General features: G+C 63.5%; 15 protein-coding genes. 2 read left to right on the top strand and 13 right to left on the bottom strand.

The features are described 5' to 3' along the window. The first annotated feature begins 215 nt into the window (after positions 1-215). Positions 216-1,178, top strand: a complete 963-nt coding sequence (locus NKH80_RS04990) for a sugar-binding transcriptional regulator (RefSeq protein WP_031211026.1) — start codon at positions 216-218, stop codon at positions 1,176-1,178. On the opposite strand, the gene NKH80_RS04985 is transcribed toward NKH80_RS04990, so the two are convergent. From NKH80_RS04985 to NKH80_RS04955, 7 genes are all read right to left on the bottom strand, one after another. Continuing rightward, the gene (locus NKH80_RS04985; RefSeq protein ID WP_352989988.1) at positions 1,175-2,668 is read right to left on the bottom strand and encodes a xylulokinase; all 1,494 of its coding nucleotides are present in this window, start codon (positions 2,666-2,668) and stop codon (positions 1,175-1,177) included. The two genes, NKH80_RS04990 and NKH80_RS04985, sit on opposite strands and share 4 nt — an antisense overlap. A 20-nt stretch (positions 2,669-2,688) precedes the next feature. After that, entirely contained in the window at positions 2,689-4,011 is a 1,323-nt protein-coding gene (locus NKH80_RS04980) for an NAD(P)H-dependent oxidoreductase (protein ID WP_254820384.1), read from the bottom strand. Between the two features lie 214 nt (positions 4,012-4,225). Next, entirely contained in the window at positions 4,226-5,332 is a 1,107-nt protein-coding gene (locus NKH80_RS04975) for a mandelate racemase/muconate lactonizing enzyme family protein (RefSeq protein WP_352989985.1), read from the bottom strand. A 16-nt stretch (positions 5,333-5,348) separates the two neighbouring features. After that, entirely contained in the window at positions 5,349-6,107 is a 759-nt protein-coding gene (locus NKH80_RS04970; RefSeq protein ID WP_352505278.1) for a GntR family transcriptional regulator, read from the bottom strand. A 282-nt stretch (positions 6,108-6,389) separates the two neighbouring features. Further along, the gene (locus NKH80_RS04965) at positions 6,390-7,544 is read right to left on the bottom strand and encodes an efflux RND transporter periplasmic adaptor subunit (RefSeq protein WP_352989982.1); all 1,155 of its coding nucleotides are present in this window, start codon (positions 7,542-7,544) and stop codon (positions 6,390-6,392) included. A gap of 16 nt (positions 7,545-7,560) precedes the next feature. Continuing rightward, complete coding sequence (locus NKH80_RS04960) at positions 7,561-10,740, bottom strand: efflux RND transporter permease subunit (RefSeq protein ID WP_352989979.1); 3,180 nt, start codon at positions 10,738-10,740, stop codon at positions 7,561-7,563. After that, positions 10,734-11,009 (bottom strand): hypothetical protein, encoded by a 276-nt coding sequence (locus NKH80_RS04955; protein ID WP_352476600.1) that lies wholly within the window; start codon positions 11,007-11,009, stop codon positions 10,734-10,736. The genes NKH80_RS04960 and NKH80_RS04955 overlap by 7 nt, the downstream gene beginning before the upstream one ends. Positions 11,010-11,260: 251 nt before the next feature. On the opposite strand from NKH80_RS04955, the gene NKH80_RS04950 reads away from it, so the two are divergent. Then, complete coding sequence (locus NKH80_RS04950; protein WP_031211029.1) at positions 11,261-11,842, top strand: TetR/AcrR family transcriptional regulator; 582 nt, start codon at positions 11,261-11,263, stop codon at positions 11,840-11,842. A gap of 543 nt (positions 11,843-12,385) precedes the next feature. Here NKH80_RS04950 and NKH80_RS04945 read toward each other — a convergent pair. The 6 genes from NKH80_RS04945 to NKH80_RS04920 all read right to left on the bottom strand — a co-directional run bounded on the left by NKH80_RS04945 (position 12,386) and on the right by NKH80_RS04920 (position 18,572). Next, entirely contained in the window at positions 12,386-13,408 is a 1,023-nt protein-coding gene (locus NKH80_RS04945; protein WP_352476602.1) for a LacI family DNA-binding transcriptional regulator, read from the bottom strand. Positions 13,409-13,465: 57 nt separating this feature from the next. Then, positions 13,466-14,260 (bottom strand): ATP-binding cassette domain-containing protein, encoded by a 795-nt coding sequence (locus tag NKH80_RS04940; protein WP_352505275.1) that lies wholly within the window; start codon positions 14,258-14,260, stop codon positions 13,466-13,468. Positions 14,261-14,263: 3 nt separating this feature from the next. Further along, entirely contained in the window at positions 14,264-15,250 is a 987-nt protein-coding gene (locus NKH80_RS04935; RefSeq protein WP_254820392.1) for an ABC transporter permease, read from the bottom strand. 106 nt (positions 15,251-15,356) lie between these two features. Further along, positions 15,357-16,289 (bottom strand): sugar ABC transporter substrate-binding protein, encoded by a 933-nt coding sequence (locus NKH80_RS04930; RefSeq protein ID WP_352505274.1) that lies wholly within the window; start codon positions 16,287-16,289, stop codon positions 15,357-15,359. 253 nt (positions 16,290-16,542) lie between these two features. Then, positions 16,543-17,337 carry an SDR family oxidoreductase gene (locus NKH80_RS04925; protein ID WP_254820394.1) on the bottom strand — a complete coding sequence of 265 codons (795 nt, stop codon included), beginning with the start codon at positions 17,335-17,337 and terminating at the stop codon, positions 16,543-16,545. 77 nt (positions 17,338-17,414) lie between these two features. Beyond that, complete coding sequence (locus NKH80_RS04920; RefSeq protein WP_352505273.1) at positions 17,415-18,572, bottom strand: fumarylacetoacetate hydrolase family protein; 1,158 nt, start codon at positions 18,570-18,572, stop codon at positions 17,415-17,417. Positions 18,573-18,656 lie beyond the last annotated feature (84 nt).

The following is an 18,656-nucleotide window of genomic DNA, read 5'->3' as shown; positions in this document are numbered from 1 at the left end:
CCAGGCTCCTCCCTGTGAACAATTTATCTTTAACATGCAATTTTGTTCAGCTAAACTGTTCGTCGGAAAATTGTCAAGGCCTGCCGCTTCATTCGAGGACGGGTTTGCGCTGTCCGCCGGTTTGCCTTACGCAAGGTCTGCGAAATCTTGGGCATTTCGAAGTCGCCGCATTGGAATTTCATGAGCAGAGCCGGCGGCTGCGGCAAGGCAAACAGATGACGATCGTAGAGAACGAAAGAGCCTCGCGCTTCCCCGACGCCGAACTCAAGGCCCGCGCCGCTTGGCACTATTACGTCGAGGGTCTTACACAGGAACGGATTTCCGAAATTCTCGGCGTCGGCCGCATCAAGGTGCATCGCATTCTCTCCGCCGCCCGCGAAGAGGGGGTCGTCCAGTTTCGCATCCGTGACAGCGTCGTCGAATGCGTGATTTTGGAGGAAAGCTTGAAACAGCGGTTCGGGCTCAGCCAGGCCGTGGTCGTGCCGTCGGCAGCCGACCGAAGCAATGCGCCGCTGATGATCGGCCACGCCGCTGCCGCCTACCTGGCCGACCATGTGAATGCCGGCGATGTCATCGCGCTGGGCTGGGGGCGGACACTGAAATTCGCCATCAATGAATTGCCGCGGCGGCCCATCGCCAGGACGACGGTGGTTTCGATGCTTGGCGGCCTCACCCATGCCCAGCCGCTCAATCCGACAGAAAGCGCCTGGGATTTCGCCGAAAAGATCGGTGCGGAATGCTTCCTGCTGCCGGTGCCGGTCTATGCCGACAGGCCGGAGCAGCGCGACGCCTTCATGAGCCAGCGCAGCGTTCAGGACGTCGTCTTCCGTGCACGCCGGGCAAACATCGCCGTGCTCAGCGTCGGCTCGTTTTCCAACGACAGCCCGATCGCCAATTATGGCTTCATCAAGCCAAGCGAACTCGAGGAATTGCAGGCGGCCGGTGCCGTCGGCGATATTCTGTGTCATTTCATCGACGCCGAGGGCCGCCCGGTCGACCACGAGGTCAACCGCCGCGTCTGCGCCTATCCGCTGCAGGATCTGTCGGATATCCCGAGCATCATCCTGGTGTCGGGAGGCAGCGAGAAGGTTGCGGTGATGCGGGCTGCGCTTGCCAACACCAAGGTATCGGTTCTGATCACCGACGAAGACGCGGCAAAGGGCCTGCTCAACCGCTAGATTTCGCCGAGAGCGCCGAGGCGGGTATGGATATCGCGCGTCGCCTGGTAGAGGTCGCGGTAGATTGCCTTGCGGTCGCGATAGGCGGCGACAAGCCCGTCGACCGGATCGACATGCCTGGTGGGAGCGGCAGCCATTACCTCTGCTGCGGCTTCCGGCGAGGCAAACCAGCCGACAGCCGCTGCCGCCAGCATGGCAGCGCCGAGCGCGGCGGCTTCGTTGACCGGCGAGACCGAGAGCGGCCGCTCGAGCACGCTTGCCATGATCTGCATGAGCAGCGCGCAATTGGTGCCGCCGCCGGCGGCAATCATCGCCGCCGGTCCGCCGGCCTGGGCTTCCATGGCCTCGGTGGCGACGGCCTGCTCGAAGGCGATGCCTTCCAGGACAGCGCGGAAGAGATGCTCCGGCCGGTGGTCCAGCGACAGGCCGACAATGGCGCCGCGCGCCGCACCGTCCCAATAGGGGCTCATGACGCCGGCCCAATAGGGCATGATGAGCAGGCCGTCGCTGCCTGCAGCAACATCCAGCGCAGCCTTCTCCAGCGCTGCCGCCGATGGCGAACCGGTCGTGCGAACGATCCAGTCGACCAGCTGCATGCCCGAGCGCAGCACGGTCTCCAGCATGAAACCGGAGCCGGTCGGCGAGACCAGCGTTCGAAAGGCGTCCGAGGTTTTCACCTTGCCGAAATAGCAGCCACTGACCACGCCGGAGCCGAGCGAGAGATAGCTCTTGCCCTCGCCGTAAACGCCCATGCCGAGGCCCATAGCTTGGCCGTCACCGGCGCCGGCAACAACCGGCGTGCCGGCCTTCAGGCCGGTCAGCTGCGCTATGCTTGCGGAAAGACTGCCGCAGACCACGCCCGGCGCGACCAGCTCGGGCAATTGCTCCAGTTGCAGCCCCGCCGCCGCAACGAGCTCTGGACGCCAAGTGCCTTTCTCAATGTCGAGCAGCCCGAGCGGATCCGCATTTGCGGTGCTGGTGACCAATCGCCCGGTCAGTCGCTGAACAAAGAATCCGTGCACGTCGACCAGCGCCGCTGCCTGGCGAAGCACTTCAGGCTGGTGCTCGGCAAGCCAAGCGATGGCGTAGAGTGCCGGCGTCGGGTCCGGCGGCTTGCCGCTCCAGTCGCGGATCGCTTCGCGGCCGAGTTCGGCCGAAAGCCTGATAACCTGCGGACGGGCGCGTTCGTCCAGCCACAGGATCGCCGGGATGAGTGCTTTGCCGGCGCTGTCCACCAGCGTGAAGGTCTCGCGCTGATGAGCGATGCAGATCGCCGCCACCCGCGCAGCGCCGACCGCCTCGGTGACCTGCTTCAATGCGCCAAGCAGCGCCGTCCACCAATGTTCGGCGTCCTGCTCGAAATGGCCGGGCTTCGGATTTGAAAGCGGGTACGGCTCGCGCGCCTGGAACAGCTCCTCGCCGTCGCGCGAGAAGGCAATTGCCTTCACGGCCGTGGTCGAGGCGTCGATCCCGATTACGACATCTTCCATCAGGCGGAGATCCGGCGGGGTCAGGCCGCGTTGGTGGCGAACCGTCCGTCTGACTGGTCGAGACGGCGGCGGATCTGGGTTATCACCATCGAATCGTCGGGTACACAATTTTCATAGGTCAGGAAGTCGCCGGTCTTGAGCGGCTTGACCACCTTGGCGCGTTCAGCAAGGCCGAGCGGCAGGGCGCCGCGGGCGCGCGCATCCTCCCAGGTCATGGCGAAGCCACGATAGTCGTTCTCGCCGATCATGCCGAGAGATTGGCCAACGCCGAGATCGCTCTTGGCAACCGCCACCGCCTCGGCGACCGGATGGTCGAGCGGCTCCATGTCGGCACGCTTGTAGACGACCGCGCGCGCCGCCGACAGCGGCACTTCCAGGCTGGTCAGATGATAGGGCCGGAAGATCGTGAAATAGGGGCCTTGGCCGACCTTGAGGTCGATCATGCGCTCCAGCACACGCGGATGCCGGGTCTCGATGATGCAGAACACGCCGGGCGCCACACCCTTGCCGATCGAGTAATCGACAACGCCCTTGCGGTGCAGCACGCCGCCATCCTCGCGCGGGCAAAGCACGCTTGCCAGCTCCTCCAGCGTCGCGGTCGGGCCGTGCATGCCCGGCACATCGGGCACCAGGCCGGTCGCATTGGCGATTGCCACCATTTCGATCGCCGTCTTCGAGCCGTCGACGAATTCGACCAGCATGCGCGCATTCATGTTGCGCTCGGCCGCCTCCTTCTCGTAGTCGGCCGGCATGGCGTCGATCTTCAGCGGATTGTTCTTGCCCTTGCCGGCGGCGATGATGTTGAAGCCGAGGCTTTTAGCAAAGCCGATGATCTCCAGCGTGCAGGCGGGCTCGTCGCCGGCGGCACCGGTATAGACGACGCCGGCCTTGCGTGCCTCCTCCTTCAGGAAGCGGCCGATGGTGATGTCGGCCTCGACATTGAGCATGACGATATGCTTGCCGTTCTTCATTACTTCGAGCGCAAACAGCGTGCCGATATTGGGATTGCCCGTTGCGTCGATGATGACGTCGATCCGGCCGGCCGCCGCCAGCGCATGCAAATCTTCGGTCACCGCGATCTTGCCCGCCTCGATGGCGCGGTCGATCGCCGCGGCATTGCCGGCCTGAACGATGTCGGAATGGTCATGGCCAGCGAGCAGCGCCGCGTCGATCGCTGCCTGCGGCCTGACTTCAGAAATGGCGCCGATCCGCATGCCCGGCATCAGCGCGACCTGGACGACGATGTCGGTGCCCATCTGCCCGGCGCCGGCAAGCCCGATGGTGATCGGCCCCTGCTGTTCAGCGCGCTGCAGAAGTTCCGCTGCAAATTGCGGATGGGACATGTCGCTTCCTCCAGTTCCTGACGCGCCGCAGCGTCCAAATCAGCGTTTTGAACATTTCTATTTGCAAATGAAAAATATTTCAACCGGCAATTGGGCATTGCCGCTCTGCAATCGGTCGAGGACGATTGGATGAGCGGTCAATCCACACGGCCGTGCCTCCGCAGTCAGAAGGACGCAGCATATTCAGGTTGATTCGGTGCAGCCTTATTGCAGTTCAGCTGCCGATTTCGAAGAAGGGCGCGCCGAGCAGGCCGGGAACGACATCGATGCCGAGGCCCGGCCCATCCGGAATGCCCATACGGCTTCCCGAAACCGGCGGCATGTTGGATGCGGTGCGCACCGTCACCCATTCGTGAAAGGCGATAGCGTGCAGCCGGCGCTCCTCCGGCGTCGACAGCGACAGATGCGCCATGGCCGATGTGTCGATCTCGGCGCCGCCAGTGTCCTCGACCGTGATCATGAAGCCGAGGTCGACGGCAAGGTCGCGGATCTGGCGCGTTTTGGTGACGCCGCCAAGGCGTGAGATCTTCAGCGTCAACCCGTCGGCGGCGCCCTTGCGATGGATGTCGAGCATATCGTCAAGCGAGGCGACGGATTCGTCGAGCACCATCGGCTTGTCGAGCGAGCGGCGCACCGACAGGCATTCGTCGATCGTCGTGCAGGGCTGCTCGAACGTGTAGTCGATGTTGCGCGTCGCATCGGCGAACTGGCGCGCCTGGTAAGACGTCCAACCGGCATTGGCGTCGCAGAAGATGACGGTGCCCTTCGGCACGGCGGCGGCGACGGCTGTGACGCGTTCGATGTCGTCATGGACGTTGCCGCCGACCTTGACTTGCAGCCGATGAAAACCGTCGTTGACGATGCGCTTGGCGAGTGCGGCCATCGCGTCGACGGTGCCGTGGGTGACGACCCTGTAGAGTTCGGCCGTCTCGCTCTCGCGTCCGCCAAGCAGCGTGACCAGCGGCACGTCGGCGGCGCGCGCCGCGAGATCCGAGCATGCCATGTCGAGCGCCGACTTGATGTAGGGATGGCCCTTGAACACCGTATCCATCAGCCTGTTGATACTGGCAAGCCCGCGTGGGTCATGGCCGATGAGATGCGGCGCGATCTCGACGACGCCGGCGCGCGTGCCGGCGGCGAAGGCAGGCGAATAGAAGTTGCCGAGCGGCGCCATCTCGCCCCAGCCGGTGAGCCCGCTATCGGTGGTGACGGCGACGATCACCGCTTCGAACGCATCGGCGACGCGCCCCTTGGACATGCGGTAAGGCCCGTCAACGAAGGGCTGGACGACATGATAGGCCTTGATGGTTTTGATCTGCACGTTTTCTGTCCGTTGCCTATTTTCCGGGATGACCACCAGAATTGTCTGGCTCAACGGCCTTTAGGCGGCCGGTACGATTGGCGTCGGCGCCCTTTGAGCCCCGTTGTTCCAGCCCGCGCGCATAGGCGAGCAATGCCTCGAAATCGAAATCGATGTGCTCCTTGGCGTGGCGCTGGGCAGCGCGCATGTCGCTGCCCTTGAGCAGCCGCACATAGGTCTCGTGAGCATCTTCGGCAGGCACCGGCTCGTTGCGCGCCCGCTGGTGCAGCGCGAAATACATCTGCAGCCGGCTGGTCAGCCGCTGCCAGGTTTCCAGGAGCACCGAATTATCGGCCCATTCATGGATCAGGCCATGCAGTTGCAGCGCCGTTTCGATCTGCCGCGTCGTGTCCAGTTCGCGCGTCGCCTGCTTCACCGCCGCATGGCGCCGGTCGAGCTCGTCGAAGAAGCGCTGGTCGCGAAGCGGCCAGGTCCGCGCGATGGCGAATTCGTCGAGCACCTTGTTGAGCGAATAGACATCGTCGATATCCTTCGCGGTAACGTCGATGACGAAGGTTCCGGCGTAGGGGATGCTGGTCAGGATGCCTTCCTGCACCAATTCGCGCATCGCCTCGCGCAGCGGCGCGCGGCTCACCCGCATCTGCTCGGAAATCCTGAGTTCGTTGAGTTTCTGCCCCGGTTCCAACTGGCCGGTCAGGATCGCCCGCCGGAGCAGCGCCACGATCTCGGCGCGTCTTGTGGTGTCGGCGATCGGACTGAAATCCAGCGTTGCCATTCCGGCTGCTCCAGCAAACCGAAAGGAAAAACAGATTGTCGACAATCTTACAAGAGGCGGGTCGTGGATTTCTTGACTTCCGCTTGGCCGGCGGCTTGCGGCGCAGGCAAGGCCGTCAGGCCGCACGGCCGCAAAAACCGACCCCGCTGAACATCACGCCGGCTTCTCGAAGCCGGCGTATGTAGCGCTTTCCCCAAGGAATTGCGTAAAACGAAACATAGCAAAACGGCGCCCTTGGCGTGGGAGCCGAGGGCGCCGCGGGACCGGACCTGATGGGGGTTATCAGGTGGCCGGTTTCTCGGGCAGCGGCGAGACCGCTATTCCCGGGCCGATCTTCTGCAGATTGCCGGTAATGACCCGGTCGCCTTCGGCCACACCGCTCAAGATGGCGACCTGATCGCCATTGGTCGGTCCGAGCGAAACGATACGCTGGTCGACCGTGTTGTCCTTGCCGACGACATAGAGGTATTTGCCGAGCTGGCCTGAGCCGAGTGCCGTCTGCGGTACCATCAGCGCATCGGGCTGCTCTTTGACGTGCAGCCGGACGCGGACATATTGGCCGGGGAGCAGCGTGAACTTGGCGTTGCCGATCGTCGCCCGTGCCGTGATCGTGCCGGTCGAGCGATCGATCGAGTTGTCTATGAAGGTAAGATCGCCCTTCTGGCGCGGTTCCGTTTCACCGGGAAGCAGGACATCGACACTGATCGGTCCCGCGGCCCGGGCTTCCTCGATCTGTGTCAGGTCCGTTTCGCTCGGATTGAAGGTGACGTAGATCGGATCGAGCTGCACCAGCGAATTGAGCACCGTGCCGGCAACGCTGACCAGCGTTCCAACGGATGCTTGGCTGCGTCCGATGCGTCCCGCGAACGGGGCGCGGATTTCGGTATAGCTCAAATTGAGCTCGGCGGTGCGCAAGGCGGCCTGGTTCACGGCGAGCGAGGCCTGAGCCTCACGCAAGGTGCTGGTGCGCTGGTCGAACACGTCCTTGGCGAGATAGCCGCTCTTGGCGAGCTCGCTGCCGCGCCCGAGATTGGAGCGCGCATAGTCGAGTGTTGCCGTGTCGCGCTGGATAAGCGCCTTCGCCTGCTCAAGGGCAGCCTGGAAATCCTCAGGGGCGATCTTGTAGAGAAGGTCGCCCTTCGCAACGTCACTGCCGTCGATGGCGACCTGCTCCTGCAGGTAGCCCGGCACGCGCGCCTGCAGCGTGATGCTGCGGATCGGCTCCACCCGGGCGGCGTAGTCGAGATAGATCGGGATCGTCTTCTTGACGACGCTCACCACCGGCACCGGCATGACGAAGGCTTCCGGCTTGGGTGTTGCCGCCCCGGCTGTGCCGGCGTTGAGGCTGAGGCTGCCCATGTCGAGCAGGTGAACGCTCGCCACCGAAATCGCCCCAAGGGCGACGGCCGTTCCCAGCGCGATTTTCCATTTACGCATGATCAATTCTCCAGTCCTATTCAGCCGCTTCGGCCAGGGGCTCGAAGGCGGGTTCGGCAGTTGGTTGTTCGGTCGCTTCGGAAACCGGTTCGCTCTCGCTGCGGCGCTCGCGCAGTTGCTCGATCACCGCATAGAAGACCGGCACGAACACCAGCGACAGGATCGTCGCCGCGACCATGCCGCCAAAGACGGTGGTGCCGATCGACTGCCGGCTTGCGGCACCCGCACCTGTGGCGAACATCAGCGGCAGCACGCCGAGGATGAAGGCGAAGGCGGTCATCAGGATCGGTCGCAGCCGAAGCCGCGCCGCTTCCATTGCGGCGTCGACGATGCTGAGGCCTTCTTCGCGCCGACGCCGGGCAAACTCCACGATCAGAATCGCGTTCTTGGCCGCCAGTCCGATCAGCATGACGAAGCCGATCTGCGAATAGACGTCGATCTGCATGCCGCGCAGCCACAGCACGACGAACGCACCGAACAATGCGAGCGGCACCGCCAGCAGCACCATGAACGGCATCGCCCAGCTCTCATACTGCGCGGCGAGGATCAGGAAGACGAAGACGATTGCAAGGCCGAAGACGACGGATGCGATCGATCCTGCCTTGAGCTCCTGATAGGTGATGCCGGTCCATTCGTAGCCGAAATCTCTCGGCAATGCCGTGGCAGCGGCACGCTCCATTGCCGCCACCGCCTGGCCGGACGAAAAGCCGGGGGCGGCGCCGCCATTGATCAGCGCCGACGCATTGTTGTTGTAATGCGGCACGGTCTCGGGGCCGACGATCGGCACAAGCTTGCCCAACGTGCTCAACGGCACCATGCCACCCGACGCATTGCGGACATAGAGCCGCGATATGTCGGCCGGACCGGCGCGAGAGTCCTTGTCGGCCTGGATCGTCACCCGGAAGGTGCGGCCGAACAGGTTGAAATCGTTCACATAGAGCGAGCCGAGATAGATCTGCAGCGTGTTGAAGACGTCCGGCAGGTTGAGCCCGAGCAGCTTCGCCTTGGCGCGATCGAGATCGTAGTTGAACTGTGGCGTCGAGGTCGAGAACGACGAGAACAATTGCTGCGGGTTGAGCTCCGGCTGCTTGCGCGCCTCGGCAATCACCGCTTGCGTCGCATCGTTGAGCGCCACGCTGCCGCGGCCGGTCAGGTCCTCGACCTGGAACTCGAAGCCACCAGTGGTGCCGATGCCCGGGATCGACGGCGGGTCGAAGCTCAGCGCAAAAGCCTCCGGAATTTGCAGCAGCTTGTTGCGCACGTCGGCGACGAGCTTCGAGGCGCTCTGGTCGGGGCCGCGTTCGTCCCATGGCTTCAGGATCGCGAATTCGACCGCCGAGTTCGACTGCGCGGCACTGGTCAGGAAGTTCAAGCCGCTGATCGAGCCGACGATGTCGACGCCGGGCGTGTTTTGCAGAATGTCGCGCGCCTTTTGCGCCACTGCATCGGTGCGTTCCAGCGAGGCCCCGTCGGGGAGCTGGATGACGACGAAGAAATAGCCCTGGTCCTCGACCGGAAGGAAGGTCGACGGCAGGCGCTGCCAGACGAAATAGGTCGCGACAAGTCCGGCCGCAAACACGCCGAGCATGATCCAGCGCAGGCGGATGAGAATGCGTACGCCATTCGCATAGGCATGCGCCAGCCGCTCGAAGCCCATGTTGAACCAGCGGAACAGCACGAACTGTGTTTCCGGCCGGTGGCGCAGGAAGGCGGCGCTGAGCGACGGGGTAAGCGTCAGCGAGACGAAGGCCGAGATGCCGAAGGAGATCGCCACGGTCAGGGCGAACTGGTTGTAGAGTCGGCCGGACACGCCGGGAATGAAGGCGACCGGCACGAACACGGCCATCAGCACGGCGGTCGTGGCGATGATCGGGCCAGTGACCTCGGCCATCGCCGTGCGCGTGGCAGCCAGAGGTTTGAGGCCGGCCTCAAGTTGGCGTTCGACATTCTCGACGACGACGATGGCGTCGTCGACGACGAGGCCGATCGCCAGCACCATGCCGAGCAGGCTGAGCATGTTCAGCGAGAAGCCAAGCATATGCATGACGGCCAGCGTCGTCACCAGCGACACCGGAATTGCGATCGTCGGGATGATCGTGGTGCGCCAGCTTTGCAGGAAGATGAACACCACGGCGACGACCAGGACCAGCGCTTCGCCGAGCGTGATCAGCACGTCGTGCATTGAGGCCGAAACGAAACGTGTCGTATCGTAATGCATGGCGTAGCTGACGCCCTTCGGGAAACGGGCCGACAGCTCCTGCATCTTGTCCTTGACGCGCTGCTGCAGATCGAGCGCGTTGGAGCCCGGCATCTGGTAGACCGCGAGCACCACCGTCGGGTCCTTGCCGAAGAAGGCCGACGACGAATATTGCAGCGCACCGAGTTCGATGCGGGCAACGTCGCGCAGCCTGACCAGCGAGCCGTTGGCGGTATTGGCCCGCACGACGATGTCGCCGAACTCCTTGGGATCGCTCAGCCTGCCGACGGCGTTGACCTGCATCTCGAAGGCAGTGCCGGTTGGAGCCGGTGATTGCCCGATCTTGCCGGCCGCCACCTGGACGTTCTGCTCGGCGACGGCGTTCTGCACGTCGACGGCAGTAATGCCGAGATTGGCGAGCTTGTCGGGGTCGAGCCAAATGCGCATCGAATAGCGCCGCTCGCCGAAGATCTGCACGTCGCCGACGCCGGGCAGGCGCTTCAGCGGATCGACCACCTGCAGATAGGCGAGATTGCTCAGCGCGACCGGATTGACGGAACCGTCCGGCGAGGTGAGGTCGACGATCAGGACGAAGTTCGGGTTCTGCTTCTTGATCGTCACGCCGCCCTGATTGACGATGGCCGGCAGCGAGGAAGCCGCCTGCGAAACGCGGTTCTGGACGTCGACGGCCGCCGTGCTCAGATCGTAGCCGACGTCGAAGGTGATGGTGATCGTCGACGAGCCGTCATTGGAGCTCGACGACGACATATAGATCATGCCTTGGACGCCGTTGATCTGCTGTTCGAGCGGTGTCGTCACCGTGTCGGCGACGACCTGCGCGCTGGCGCCCGGGTAGTGGGCGCTGACCACGACCTGGGGCGGCGTGATGTCGGGAAATTGCGAGACCGGCAGAAGGAAATAAGAGATCCCCCCGGCGAGCACCATGATGATGGCGATCGCCGACGCAAAGATCGGACGATGGATGAAGAAGTTTACCATGAGATGCACGCCTCGCCCGATGCTCTGGCCCGGCCGAAGGCCTTGGCCACCCTGGACAGCCGCCGGCTGCGCGTAGAGCCGGAATCTTCGAGAAAGCCGAAATCTTGCAGGGGACGACGCGGCGCATTGCGGCGCTCGGCCTGCTCGTCCGCCAGCGCACGCAGCATCGCCTCGAAAGACCGCGGGTCGACGCGGTCGGCTTTCATCAGCATGCGGATCATCGGATCCCTCACGACTTCATCGATCGTCAGATCATTGCGCTGCGACATCGAAGCGGCTCCTGGTTTTGGCGATCCGTGGCGAGCCGCGGATCTGGTGTTCTCTTGCTCGCCGGCCGAGGCCGTGAGGTGCGGTTCGTCCCCTTGCCGATCGGGGCGGGGCTGATGACCGGCACTTGCGAATTTGACATAATGCAATGCGGGTGTTACAGGTAAGTAACATCTCTAACGTTACAGACCGGTAACACCCTAGTCAAGAGGTGCACCGAGGGAATTTCGGAAACGCAATCACGGAGGTTTTGATGACAGACGGTGTTGTGGAGCGTGTTCGCCCCCGGGACAGGATCCTGGAGACGGCACGGGACATGTTTCACAAGCATGGCATTCGCGGCGTCGGCATCGACGCCATCACCGAGGCCGCCGGCACCAACAAGATGACGCTCTACCGGCATTTCGAGTCCAAGGACGACCTGATCATCGAATGTCTGCGGGCGACCGCCTGCAGCGCCAACGCGATGTGGGAGAAGTTCGAGGCGGAGAATCCGGGCGACAAGCTGGCGCAGCTGCACGCCTGGGTCAGGATGGCGGCCGATTGCCTGATGTCGGATCGCCGCGGTTGCGACATGGCCAACGCCGCCATCGAGCTGAGCGAGGCCGATCATCCGGCAAGGCAAGTGATCAAGGAACTCAAGGAAGCGCAGCGCGAGCGTCTGGTCTCGCTGTGTCGCGATGCGGGTATCGGACAGGCCGAGCTTCTCGCCGATACGCTGTCGCTTCTGCTCGAGGGCGCCCGCGTCAGCCTGCAAAGCGTCGGCGCCGAGGGCCCGAGCGCGCAGTTCGTCCGCATGGCGGAAGGCCTGATCACTTCTTTCAGGGCCAGATAATCTCGCAAGCGGCGAAACGATCCGCGGCGTTTCGATTGCGCGCCGTGCCGCCGGGGGATGTCTCGTCCCATCGCGATGTGCCATCTCGCGTCTCCCTTGCCGATCCTCCGCAGCAGCATTGCTGGCGCGGCGTTGTTTGCTGGTCGTGAGGCAGGATAGGGCCGCAGGCGAACCGGTGAGAGTGACAAGTGTGACAGGATTCTGCCCGACAGCCGCGGCGAAGCTCAACGATTTGCGGATCAACAGCCGTGTTCGATGCTAGTAACGCCCCCCAGCATCGCCCGCTATCCCGGCGCCGGAACAAAAAAAGCCCGCTGCCGGGAGGAGGTGGCAGCGGGCTCGATTTCGAATACGGCACGGGAGGAGGTGTACCGCACTCAGCGTCGGCATCGCATCTGGGAGGAGTAGATGGCCGACACCTGCGAAACTATCAATTGCCCAATGATTCGGCAACCACAAAAGTTGCATAGGTGATGTGCAGATTTGCGGTATCAACCGAATTTTAACGATCAAGGCCCGAGCGACCATCGCCCCCGCACGACATCACTGCACCGGGACATTTTCCTTGAAGATCAGGCGCGGCTCGATGAATTTCCGCGTCAGATAGGGCGCCGACGAGGCGATCGAGCCGAGCAGGCGAATGACCGACTGTTCGGCGATCAGCCGCGCATTCTGGTCGATGACGACGTCGAGCAGATCGTCGACCAGATAGCCGCGCGTCTCGCGCGTCAGGTCATGGCAGATGAACACCGGCTTCGTCCGCGGCCTGGCTTCGAGCAATGCTTTTGCCACGCCCGAGCGCCCGGCCCCGATACAGTAGATCCCGAGCAGCTCCGGCTCGTTGTGCAGCGCCTTCATGGTCGCGGTATAACTGACCTCCGGCTCGTCGTTGATCTCGACGGCGCTGGTGACGGTCAGATTGGGGAACTCCTCGCCGAGCACCGAGCGAAAGCCCATTTCGCGTTCCTCGTGGCCGCGATAGGAACGTGAGCCGACCACCATCGCCAGATGGCCCTGGCGGCCGCCGAGGAACCGTCCCATCAGCAGCGCCGCGGTGCGGCCGGCCACCCTGTTGTCGATGCCCACATAAGCTGAGCGCGGCGCGCCGGGAACGTCGGACACCAGCGTGACCAGGCGGATGCCGGCCTCGACGATCTCGCGCAAGATGTTGCGCGTTCTCGGATGGTCGATGGCGATGACGCCGACACCGTTCGCCTTGAGCGAGAGGTTTTCGACGGCCATCTGCAAGGCACTCGGCGAGATGCCGGCGAGCTTGTGGATGCGGCAGGAGGCGACCAGCGGCAGGCGCGCCGCATAATCCTCGATGTGCCTGGCCAGATCGGCCATGAAGGCATTGCTGCCCATCGGCAGGAAGAATTCGAGATGTGCCGGCCGCGAGGGCAACGCGACCTGGTCGACGACCGGCAGATAGCCGAGCTGCTTGGCCGCCTCCATCACGCGCTGCCGGTTGGCGGCACTCGCCCCCGGCCGGTTGTTGAGCACACGGTCGACCGTCGCGGTCGACAGGCCGCAGCTCCTGGCAATATCCGAAACGGTGGCTTTCATGTCGCAACCATGTGGCGATGCGATCCAGTGCCTCGACGATAAGCCCGGCCCGGCTGCTCACCCGGGCCGTTGCGTGCCCTCGGCCAGCGCGTCACGGATCTCCTTGTCCGACATGCCGGTGATGACGCGCTCGACTTCGGCGACGCTGGTCTTCTTCGGGTCGATATCGTCGGCGACCACCTTGCCGCGGCGCATGACGACGATGCGGTCGACCACCTGGAAGACATGATGGATGTTGTGGGCGATGAAGATGCAGGAATGGCCGGAATCGCGGGCACTGCGCACGAAGCTCAGCACCCCTTGCGTTTCGGCGACGCCGAGATTGTTGGTCGGCTCGTCTAGGATGATAAGGTCGCTGTCGAAATGCATGGCGCGCGCAATCGCCACCGCCTGCCGCTCGCCGCCGGAGAGTGAGCCGATCGGCGTCGTCGGCGGGATGTTCTTCGAGATGCCGACCTGCTTGAGCAGGTCACGGGCAACCACGTTCATCGCCTCCTGGTCCATGCGGTTGAGGAAACGCGGCGGCTTGATCGGCTCGCGTCCGAGGAACAGGTTACGGGCGATCGACAGCTGCGTCACCAACGCGGAATCCTGGTAGATCGTCTCGATGCCATGGGCGATGGCGTCGCTGGTACTGCGCAAATTCACCTTCTTGCCGCCGATAAAGATGTCGCCGCTGGTCAGCGGGACCGCGCCCGACAGCACTTTGATCAGCGTCGACTTGCCGGCGCCGTTGTCGCCGAGCAGTCCGACGATCTCTCTTTCGTTGACATGGAAATTGGCATCAACCAGCGCCTGCACGCGCCCATAGGACTTGCGGATATTTTCCATGCGGACAAGCGGTTCGGCCATGGTTCAAGTCCCTGCCTGATGCCGGCGTTCCAGCCATGAGTGGAGCGCCATCATGCCGAGGATGATGGCGCCGATGAAGATGTTGTACGCAAGGCCCGGCACACCGATCAGCACGATGCCGTTGCGCATCACGCGCAGGATCAGGATACCGAGCACCGTGCCGATGATTGTGCCGCGCCCGCCGGTCAGCGCCGTGCCGCCGATCACTACCATGGCGATGACTTCGAGCTCGTAGCCGGTGCCGCTGTTGGGGTTGGCCGCCGAGGTACGCAGCGAGGAGATGACGCCGGCGAGCGAGGCCAGGATCGACGACAGGATGAACAGGCCGATCTTGACGCCGCTGACATTGACGCCGCGCGCCCTTGCGGCACTCGGGTTGCCGCCGGCCGCCTGGATCCAGTTGCCGGTCCGGCTCTGCGTCAGCACGTAGCCGAGCGCGATTGCGGCGGCGATGAACCAGAACAGCGACATATAGATACGGAACGGCCCGATGAAGAAATCGCCGACCAGGGCTTCCGCCAGCCAGCTGCCCTCGGCGCTCCAGGTCCGCTGCGGAAACCCGCTGGTGACGAACAAAGCGGTGCCGCGCACCACCAGCAGCATGCCAAGCGTCACCAGGAAGGACGGGATCTTGAGCTGCGTCACGAACCAGCCATTGACCAGTCCGATGAAGGCAGCGACCACCAGCGCAACGACGAAGGCGGCTTCGAGCGAGGCGACGCCGCTGTTGAACAAGGTCCACATCAGGACCGGCGAGAAGCCGAACACCGAGCCGACCGAGAGGTCGAATTCGCCTGATGTCATCAACAGCGTCATCGCCAGCGCGATCAGCCCGAGTTCGACCGTGAAGGCCAGCGTGTTCGAGATGTTTTGCGGCGACAGGAAGTCGTGGTTGATGCCCCAGAACACGGCGATCTCGATGACGAGCAGCACGAACGGCCCGAACTCAGGCCGCGCGATCGAGCGTTGGATAAGAGAACGATTTTCCACCTTGGACCCGCGATAGGATTGGATTTGGCCGAGACCGCAAGCGGTTCGGCGGAATGATGAGACGGTCACGGCCGCCGAAGCGGCCGTGACCAACTCGATCGCGGACCTATTTGCCGGACAGGATCTTGTCGTATACCGCGGCGGTGTCCTTCTCGTAGAGCGCGCCGGTGATCACGTCGAAGCCTGGCGGGATACCGCTTGCCGCCATGTTGGCGAGCGAGAGCGCGACGTAGCTGGTCGCCTGCGGATCCTGCCACTGCGCGGCATTGACGTAGCCGTTCAGCACTTCCTGAGTGGTGTCGAGCGAGTTGCCCCAGCCGACGACCGGGATTTCGCCCGGCTTGACGCCGACCTGGTCGAACACTCGCTTGATCGAACCGGTGACCAGGTCGCCGAGGCCGATAACCGCCTTGACCTTGGCCCTGTTGGCGGTGAGGTAATCGACCATGCGGTTGATCACTTCGGCCTGGTCGAGCGTCGCTTCGGTGATTTCGTAGGTGATGCCGAGCGGCTCGAACACGCTCTTGATGCCTTCCTCTTCCTGGACGCCATAGGTGGCGCCGGGAATCTCGACCGGCATCCAGACGAAGTCGCCCTTCTTCACCAGGCCCTTGTCGACCAGATACTGCGCCCAGTGCTTGCCGAAGGTGACGTTGTCGCCGCCGACATAGGCGTTGAAGTCCGCCTTCGGGTCGGGCGTGTTGAAGTTGATGATCGGGATGTTCGCCGCCCGCGCTTCCTTGACGATCTCGACAAGGCTGCCCGGATCAGGGCTGGTCGTGGTGATGCCGTCGGCCTTGGCGGAAATCGCGGCGCGAATAGCCTCCTGCTGCGACGCCACGTCGCCATTGTGGAACGATGTGTTGACAGTGTTGCCGGTGTCCGCCGCCCATTGCTTGGCCCCGGCAAGGAAGTAGGTCCAGACCGGATCGGCCGGGCCGCCATGCGAAATCCAGTAGAACGTCTTGGCCTGTGCCGCGGCCGGAATGGCCAGCGCCACTACCAAGCCAAGTACAAGCAGTCTTAGCCTCGTCAGCATGTGATTTCCTCCCATTTGAACCGAACTCCTCCTCCGACGACGATCACCGCGAAAGGCCGTGCGCGGCCAAAACGGTGGTGCGCATTTTGCCAGCGTCGACCTGGGCGCATTAGAGCATTCCCTTTTTCGATCGATGGCAAGCCTCCATCCGCCAATGGACGTTGGCGCAATGCACGACGCCATCAGCAATCCCATCAGATTGCATCAGTTTGGCTGATATTTTCCAGGCGGCCGACGATCGGCCCTGCGACCGTCACGCAATGCCGCGCGGCGGCGCGCCGAGCACGGATTGCTCTAGGTCGATAAGCGTCCCGGTCATCAGCCCGGAGGCGTCGCTGAGCAGGAACAGCGTTAGCTGGGCGACTTCGTCCATGGTCAGCAATCGACCAAGCGGCAGGCCGGCGGCGGCGATCTTTGCCCAGTTTTCGCCCTTGCCCAGCGTGCGCGCCTGCATCTCTTGTTCGGCCGGCGTCGCTACCCAGCCCATGTTGATGCCGTTGACGCGGATGCGATCGGAAAGATGCGCGTTGGCAATGTTTCTGGTCAGCGTCGAAAGCGCGCCCTTGGTGGCGGAATAGATGGCAAGGTCCGGCGCACCGCAATGCGCATTCACCGACAGTATGTTGACGATGGCGCCCGCCGCCTGCCGTGTCTTCATGTCGGCTACGGCCGCTTGCATGAGGAAGAACGGCGCGCGCGCATTGACGGAAAACAACCTGTCCCAGTCGTCGATTGTGCCAGTTTCCAGCGAGGCCCGGTCGGTGAGGGCCGCAGCGTTCACCAGACAATCGATGCGGCCGAGTCTTTTGATCGCTTCCGCCATGACAGCTGCAGGCGCGGCCGGATCTCCAAGCTCGGCCTGGATGAAGACGACGGGCCGGCTTGGTCGTGAAAGCTCTTCGGCGATGCGTGCGCCACGCTCGGCATTGCGGCCGACAATGGCGATCCCTTCGCCGCCGCCGGCTGAGGCCAGCCGGGCGATGGTCTCGCCAAGCCCTTGCGTCCCGCCGGTAACGACAAGGGTCTTGCCCTCAAGAGCGACGATCAATGGACTCTCCCGAATGCCGACGAGCAGGTAATTTCCAATCAGAGAATTCTAGATCTATCGGATGTGAGGCTGGGGGACTAGATGAGGTCGGCCCTTGCGAGGTCACGCATCAGATGGCTGGCGCCGTAGGTCCAGTGTGGGCAGTCGGGTGACAGCCGCACGCGGTTGACCAAGGCACCGAACTTCTCCGACGATATGGTGACGATGTCGCCGACCTTGTGGGTAAAGCCTTTGCCTGTTTCGCCGCGATCCTTCGACGGCACGAACATCGTGCCGAGATAGAGTGCCAGCCCGTCCGGGTATTGATGATGTGGCCCCATGGCGGCGGCGACCAACTCTTCTGGCGAGCGGCTGATCTCGGCCATCGAACTGGCGCCCTCCAGCGAGAACCCATCCTCGCCTTCGACTTTCAACCGTACGATCGCCTGCTTCACGTCGCCGATGGAAAATGTCTCATCGAACAGCCGGATAAAGGGGCCAAGTGCTGCCGAAGCGTTGTTGTCCTTGGCTTTGCCGAGCAGCAGCGCCGAGCGCCCCTCGACGTCGCGCAGGTTGACGTCGTTGCCGATCGTCGCCCCGACGATCCTGCCGCTGCTCGCAGCAATCATGGCGATCTCCGGCTCCGGATTGTTCCATGTCGAAACCGGATGCAGGCCGACATCGGCGCCGAAGCCGACCGAGGCCATCGGCTGGCATTTGGTGAAGATCTCGGCATCGGGGCCTATGCCGACTTCCAGATATTGCGACCAGGCGCCGCGCGCAATCAGCTTGGCCTTGATCTCCATCGCTTCCGGCGAGCCGGGCTTGAGCTTCGACAGGTCGTGGCCGATCAGCCCGGCGATGTCGGCGCGAATGGCGTCGGCCTTTTCCGCCGAACCGCGCGCCTGCTCCTCGATCACCCGTTCGAGCAGGCTGACGACAAAGGTGACGCCAGACGCCTTGATCGCCTGCAGGTCGACGGGGGACAGCAGGTACGGTTTCCCCGGATCGCGCGCTGTCTCGAAACTGTTGGCCGCAATGGCATCGAGCGGGCCGATCGGCCGCCCCTTTGCCGAGCGGACGTGCGCTGCCGGATCCGGCAATTCGCAAACGTCGCGTACGGTCGGTGCCACATTTGACATGATGTCGAAGACCGTGCCGTCACGCACCGTGACCACCAGCGGATGGGAAGCATCGCTCGCCCGGGCGCGGCCCACGAAGAGGCCTTCGGCGGGCAAATGTGTGGCGTTCGTCATGGCTTGTATTTCCTGTTGTCTTGTCCTTCGGCCGCGGCACTTTCAACAAATTCCCGCCAAAGGTCTATCCCGCTTGCAGGGCGA

Source organism: Mesorhizobium sp. M0904 (assembly GCF_040319475.1).
In the GTDB taxonomy this organism is placed as follows: domain Bacteria; phylum Pseudomonadota; class Alphaproteobacteria; order Rhizobiales; family Rhizobiaceae; genus Mesorhizobium.
This window is presented reverse-complemented; position numbering and strand designations above follow the sequence as displayed.